The following is a 6,409-nucleotide window of genomic DNA, read 5'->3' on the forward strand; positions in this document are numbered from 1 at the left end:
ATATTGAAAATCATTAAATTTTCTTAATTGGGACAGATATCAAGTTAAACCTGGACTAGAGTATGTATATTAACTTGAGCACCAAATAAAGATGCACCTTCTAGAAAGAGAATATCCTCAACAACCCCATCTAGTATTAATTAATATTTTCTAGTGCCGAAATATCACAATACTTTAGAGTAAATGGTTTTAGAAAAGAAAGTACTTCTTCCGTTAAAATAAGATCTCCTCTAGGTGTTAAACAAAATTGATGCCCTGACCACTCGCTATAATTTCCATTTTCATAATTTACTGTCCCTAAAGGAATAAGCCTCCAAAAATTCGGTAATTCTTTATCGGGATATAATTCCTGAAATTCCTCAGAAACACTAATTAAGCATTCTTCTAATCTAAAATCTTTCAATTCGCTAGATATTAATGCGTTTTTCAATTTCTCGGAAACAATAAAACAAGGTGTAGATTCTAACAAATCATCGCCAAGCCATCCATAGAATTCATAATGTAAAAATTGAACTTTTCCCGAAATTCCTTCTGCACCAATGCTCTTTTCATTACCATAAACTGTGTGTTCCCCATGTCCACCAGCTACTTCAGGTGATAATAGATATAAACTCATAGTTTTAATCTTCCTTTTATATTATTTATTTACTGGAGGTGTAAATTTATCTCCATATCGTTTATCTAATTCTATCATATAATCAATTACTTCTTTTTTTGTTGGATTAGGATGTGATTTATAAAATTCATTCCAATCTTTTCTTATGCTTGATAAATGTATTTCATTATTTATTTCTTTTGGTATACCCCTTAAGTTTTCGATATCATGAATTTCTGCTTCAGTAAATAGATTTGGATATTTCTTTAGTACTTGTTGTTCAACTGCATGATGTACAACCACATTACCTTTTAGTTCTGGATATTGATCAAAAAATGTTTTTCTATAATTTTTAGAGACTTTTTCAAGATTCTTAGCTTTATTTTCAAGGTCGGCAACCTTCCCAAAAACTTTACCAACAACTCGTGTTGTACCACCAGATACGACGGCCAGTGTCCCCCATGCATAATCTTCTGGACCATATTTTTGACCTGTTACTAAGTCTTCCCCTTTTATGAGTTGTCCAATTTCTTTTCCTGTACCAATTATAGGCGTAATACCCAATATGAAAGATAAATCTCCATCATTCTTACGATCATATACTCTAGATGGATCAGCACCTAAATCACGTAGTGCATTACTCAAGTCAATATTTCCAATGTTTTGGGATGCTGCAGGTACATCAATTTTATAACTCGCAATTTTATTAGCAGAGTCCATCATATTATTGGCAGCATCTAATCCAGACATAATATCTGTATGTAGTGTTGGAAATGCTTGTTGAGCTTCTGCAACATGCGTTGAGACACTATTAATTAGTCCATCAGCCATTACTGCTTGTTTATGAAGTGATGCCCCAGCTTTTTGTACTGAATCTCCAAACTTATGGAAACTTTGATTTACTACGCGTAAATCACTGGCCATTTGTTTATATTCAGGTAGTCTATTTTTGAATCCTTCCTGCATGGCAGTAAGTTGCTGTCCATAGTCGCGAACACCGTCTGCAAATTTTTCTATTTCACCTTTTGGTAATGTGCCAACCCATTTTTCTGCTGGTTCGATAAACACCTTATTAATTGAGAGCGAGTAAGCTGTTGTCATGTCCGTAAACATTATCATGGCATCTGTTCCTGCATCAGCAGTATCTACAAACCATTCCAACATTTGCTTTTTATAGGCTGTCATACTATTTTTATAATCCGTTAAACCATTCACATAGTTTTGAAGGTTAGCTTTATCCTGCTGTACTAAATATTTACCTTCTTGAATTTGTTGAATAATATTACCTGAATCCTGATTCGCTTTATCGATAATCATAACACTATCTTTTAGTAGCATTAATTTATGGATTTTCCCAAAATCCTGATTCATCATCTCTAAAGTTGCGATAGTAGAATTGTATTTTTCTCTTACAGCTGGATTAGCTTCTTTTTCATAAATCTTATCTACAGTGTTCTTCAATTCAGATTTTTTTAGTGTGGTTAGTAATTGAGAGACACTTTGTGCAAGTTCACTAGATTCAACTAAAGCCGCATCATCATTTTTAGTTTCTTTTGCTTTTTTATAGCGTTCTGAATATTTTTTTACTAACTCAGTACTCTTTTTTAAATCATCAATATCTTGACGAATTGTATCTATTTTATTAGATAGAGATTGATCAAACACGACTGCAAATAATTTTTGCACAACGTATGTTTGACCATTGTAGTTCACCTTAAACCATAGAGGACCGTCTTCCCCTACTACTTCAAGAATTTCATCCTTTCTAACTTTTATCGGGTCAAATCCCCTTACAACTGTTCTGGATTTGTAGATATTTTGGTCGAGGGATTGGATTGTTATCCACCCTTTTACCATTTTACCTGTTCTATCAAATTGGAATTGTTTTCCCTTATAGGTTACATCGCCTTTTTGAATCACACCGTTATCGTCTGCATAATACCAATGAGTAGTTTGAGAGAACCATCCTTTTTGTGCAGCTCCACTTACCGTATCAAAATAGTAGTCCTTTCCGTCTACTGTATTCCACCCTGAAGCTAGATTACCATTTTTATCGAAGAGATAGGTATCATCCCCTGAACGTAATAATCCAGTATGTTTCACGCCTGGTTTGTCATAATAGTATTTCTTTTCTCCATCTACAACCCAGCAAACCGATTCATTGTTTTTTATACCTGATGTTGCCATGATTGTCCTATATAAGAACACAGAAAATTGCTCTCTTGTGACAAGTCCATTTGGATTAAAATTTCCATCACCAGTACCATTTGTGATTTTATTTCCAGCTAATATTTTGACATATTCGTTAGCCCAATGACCTTTCATATCCGTAAAGTCAAAATTCCCTTGCGGTTTTAAATCAAATGTTCTGACAAGTACTGCAGCCATTTCAGCACGCGTCATATTATTTTTCGGATTGAATTGTTTCTCTACATTTACGCTAAATATGCCCCGTGCAGTAAGTGCCAAAATTTCCTTTTTAAAATTGCTGTCACCAATATCAACAAATGGATTATTGGTACTATCTTGCGGTTTTAAATATCGATACAAGAATGCAGCAAGATGTTCGCGAATAATAGGATCGGTAGCGTAGCACCGAAATACCCATTTCCGTATCCTGTTATAATCTTATTCTCAGCCATATACATCATTTCTTTATATGCCCAGTGAGTTTTAGGAACGTCAATAAATGATGATGAATTTCCTTGATTATTTTGTTCTGCATACGCTGTTCCTACTGTACTGAATAATAAAATACATATCACAGAACTTAAAAATAATTTCTTAATTGTATTCATAATAGATCTCCTATTCAATTTTTAAAAATATAATTGCAAAATCAGCACTTATTTTATCCTTCATTTACGGCGTTTTATATAATTATCAAATTTCTATTCATACTGATATTTCGTATAAGGACAACCTAAGTCATTCTGTCTAAACAATAATTAATTCATAAGATGTTTCATTTTTTAAATATAGTAGCCCGTTTATGGAACCTTCTTAATATACAGTAAAACTAAGTTTTTTAATTTGAAAATCCCTTAGTGTAAAATCCGCATTATGTTGCCGAGATCCATAATAATACCAATCTCCTTTCTCTTTGACGCGGCCTATTTGATTTAAAACTTCGACTTCCTCTGTAAACATTGGTGCATAGGTAGAAAATAATTAAAATAATGATAATATAAGTCCTATGATTTTCTTCATACTCGCATCTCCTTATCAATTCGTAAAAAACCTTTTAATTATATATTAGGTTTCATTTTTATTAAAATAAAAAAATGTAAATATGCATAATTGCATATTTACCTTATCAATAGAGTGTACTCTATTGATACAAGTGTAAGAGACTGATAAAATCATAGTTAAGAGCGTCTCATAAGACTTGTCTCAAAAACGAGGTGATATTTTGCGAAAAATCGGTTATATACGTGTCAGTTCAACTAGCCAGAATCCTTCAAGGCAATTTCAGCAACTGAACGAAATCGGAATGGATATTATTTTTGAAGAAAAAGTTTCCGGAGCAACAAAAGATCGTAAGCAACTTCAAAAAATGTTAGAGGATATACAAGAAGGTGACATCATTTATGTTACGGATTTAACTCGGATTACTCGTAGTACACAAGATTTATTTGAATTAATCGATAACATACGGAGTAAAAAAGCAAATTTAAAATCCTTAAAAGATACATGGCTAGATTTATCAGAAGATAATCCCTACAGCCAATTCTTAATTACGGTTATGGCGGGTGTAAACCAATTAGAACGTGATCTTATCCGTATGCGGCAACGTGAAGGGATTGAATTGGCTAAGAAAGAAGGAAAGTTTAAAGGTCGGTTAAAGAAGTACCATAAAAATCATGCAGGAATGAATTATGCAGTAAAGCTTTATAAAGAGGGAGATATGACTGTAAATCAAATTTGTGAAATTACAAATGTGTCTAGGGCCTCATTATATAGAAAGCTATCGGAAAGGAACAGTTGATGAGTTATAACCAGAATCAGAAATATATAATAGAAAGTAAGTTTCATATAGAGGTGGAATTATATGCCTAAAATTGACAATATGTTAGCAATTCTATGGATGCTTCGTTCAGGTGAAAAAATTACTGCAAAACAAATTTCAGAAAAGTTAGAGATGAATATAAGGACTGTGTATCGTTATATTGATACACTTTCAACAAGTGGCGTACCTATAATTTCAGAACCAGGACATAACGGTGGATACACTTTATTGAAAAATTTTATTGAGGCTCCTCTTTTTTTTGATTTTGAGGAGCAAACTTCACTATTTCACGCTGCTGTTTTTGCAGAAGAAGCCGGATATTATGGAGGTGAAGCACTAAATCGGGCCATTTCAAAACTAAGTAAATACTCAAATCAAGAGCAGGAAACAAAGATAAACCAACATTTAACTAGTCTTGAAGTAATAAGCCGATTAAGTTCACTCTCTATGGAACCTTTTTTGAATGAGTTGGAGCAGGCCGTAGTTGACGGGTACTCAGTAAAAATTCTTTACCATAAAAGTGGCGAAAAGCAATTAAATTATAGATTGGTCGATCCGTACAGAATTATCTATTGGAATAATAAGTGGTATGTGATTGGATTTTGTCATCTTAGGAATGATATCCGTAGTTTTAGAGTAGATCGAATTGAAAGTCTAATGCTAACCGAAAATAAGTTTAAACGGCCAGAAAATTTTTCAGCACGTGACTTTTTTATAAAAAATCTTCTTCCAACTATAGAAGATAAAGAAGGGATTATTTCTTTGGTTATTAATGGGGATAAAAGTGTATTGGCTGATATTTGCCAACATTGGTTTTTAGGACATTATTTACAAGAGCGGACTTCAAATCAAGCAGTTTTTCTTCTTGAAAAAGATATAATACATACATATGTACCTTATTTACTTTTACCGTACAATAAATCTATTAAAGTTATTGAGCCAATAAGCCTTAAGAAAAGACTTGTTGAAGTTCTGTCGGAATTAATAAAATTTCATCAAGTATGATAACTTCCCTGACGTTAACTGTCAGGGAAGTTATATTATAATAGCTATATCAATTGTGATTGGAGTGTTATTGGATGCAAACAAAAAAAGCTTTTCTATATGTATTTAATACAATGTCGGACTGGGAATATGGATATTTAATTGCTGAACTAAACTCAGGAAGATATTTCAAAAAAGATTTAGCACCTTTAAAAGTAATTACAGTAGGAGCTAATAAAGAAATGATTACTACTATGGGAGGACTGAGCATAAAACCAGATATTTCCCTTGATGAATGTACTCTTGAGAGTAAAGATCTTTTAATTTTACCAGGAGGGACTACTTGGAGTGAAGAAATGCATCAACCTATCTTGGAAAGAATTGGCCAAGCTTTAAAGCTTGGCACTATTGTTGCTGCAATTTGTGGTGCAACTGATGCCCTCGCGAATATGGGATACTTGGATACTAGAAAGCATACAAGTAATAACTTAGAATATACTAAAATGGTATGTCCTAACTATAAAGGAGAAAAGTTTTATGAGCTGGGATCTGTGGTATCTGATGCGAATTTAGTTACTGCATCAGGAATAGCTCCTCTGGAATTTGCAATGGAGATACTGAAAAAAATAGATGTATTTACACCAGATGCATTACATTCATGGTATAACCTAAATAAGACTCATAAACCTGAATACTTCTTCCAGTTAATGAATTCAATAAATAAATGAAGTAACTGAAAAGCTCAATTTCTCTATTTTGATTTGTAGAGAAGTTGGGCTTTTTAATTTGGAATTTCCTTATCGTTGTAAATCCGCATTTTC

At 32.9% G+C, this 6,409-nt stretch carries 6 protein-coding genes; 3 read left to right on the forward strand and 3 right to left on the reverse strand.

Annotated elements, in window-relative coordinates:
* Nucleotides 1-136 precede the first annotated feature (136 nt).
* Genes ACO6VI_RS28710 through ACO6VI_RS28720 form a run of 3 tightly spaced genes read right to left on the reverse strand, consistent with a single transcriptional unit; the run spans nt 137 to nt 3,393 of the window.
* Nucleotides 137-616: a hypothetical protein gene (locus tag ACO6VI_RS28710; RefSeq protein WP_065212544.1), complete on the reverse strand. Its 480-nt coding sequence runs from the start codon at nt 614-616 to the stop codon at nt 137-139.
* 21 nt (nt 617-637) lie between these two features.
* Nucleotides 638-3,145, reverse strand: a complete 2,508-nt coding sequence (locus ACO6VI_RS28715) for an S-layer homology domain-containing protein (RefSeq protein WP_422424757.1) — start codon at nt 3,143-3,145, stop codon at nt 638-640.
* On the reverse strand, nt 3,130-3,393 hold the full coding sequence (locus ACO6VI_RS28720; RefSeq protein ID WP_422424759.1) for an S-layer homology domain-containing protein: 264 nt from the start codon (nt 3,391-3,393) through the stop codon (nt 3,130-3,132). Before ACO6VI_RS28720 ends, ACO6VI_RS28715 begins: the two co-directional genes overlap by 16 nt.
* Before the next feature lie 614 nt (nt 3,394-4,007).
* On the opposite strand from ACO6VI_RS28720, the gene ACO6VI_RS28725 reads away from it, so the two are divergent.
* From ACO6VI_RS28725 to ACO6VI_RS28735, 3 genes are all read left to right on the forward strand, one after another.
* A complete protein-coding gene (locus ACO6VI_RS28725; protein ID WP_400560985.1) occupies nt 4,008-4,583 on the forward strand; it encodes a recombinase family protein in 576 nt (191 codons plus the stop codon).
* A 63-nt stretch (nt 4,584-4,646) separates the two neighbouring features.
* On the forward strand, nt 4,647-5,609 hold the full coding sequence (locus tag ACO6VI_RS28730) for a helix-turn-helix transcriptional regulator (protein WP_422424761.1): 963 nt from the start codon (nt 4,647-4,649) through the stop codon (nt 5,607-5,609).
* A 74-nt stretch (nt 5,610-5,683) separates the two neighbouring features.
* Nucleotides 5,684-6,316 carry a type 1 glutamine amidotransferase family protein gene (locus tag ACO6VI_RS28735; RefSeq protein ID WP_422424762.1) on the forward strand — a complete coding sequence of 211 codons (633 nt, stop codon included), beginning with the start codon at nt 5,684-5,686 and terminating at the stop codon, nt 6,314-6,316.
* The last annotated feature ends 93 nt before the right edge of the window (nt 6,317-6,409 follow it).

This window comes from Bacillus sp. PSXD-155, from assembly GCF_049310765.1.
GTDB classification, from domain to species: domain Bacteria; phylum Bacillota; class Bacilli; order Bacillales; family Bacillaceae_G; genus Bacillus_A; species Bacillus_A cereus.

What these genes read in the sequence shown, in the direction of transcription:
- ACO6VI_RS28710 (WP_065212544.1), bottom strand. Translation starts at nt 616, where the DNA reads ATGAGTTTATATCTATTATCACCTGAAGTAGCTGGTGGACATGGGGAA.
- ACO6VI_RS28720 (WP_422424759.1), bottom strand. Translation starts at nt 3,393, where the DNA reads ATGAATACAATTAAGAAATTATTTTTAAGTTCTGTGATATGTATTTTA.
- ACO6VI_RS28730 (WP_422424761.1), top strand. Translation starts at nt 4,647, where the DNA reads ATGCCTAAAATTGACAATATGTTAGCAATTCTATGGATGCTTCGTTCA.
- ACO6VI_RS28735 (WP_422424762.1), top strand. Translation starts at nt 5,684, where the DNA reads ATGCAAACAAAAAAAGCTTTTCTATATGTATTTAATACAATGTCGGAC.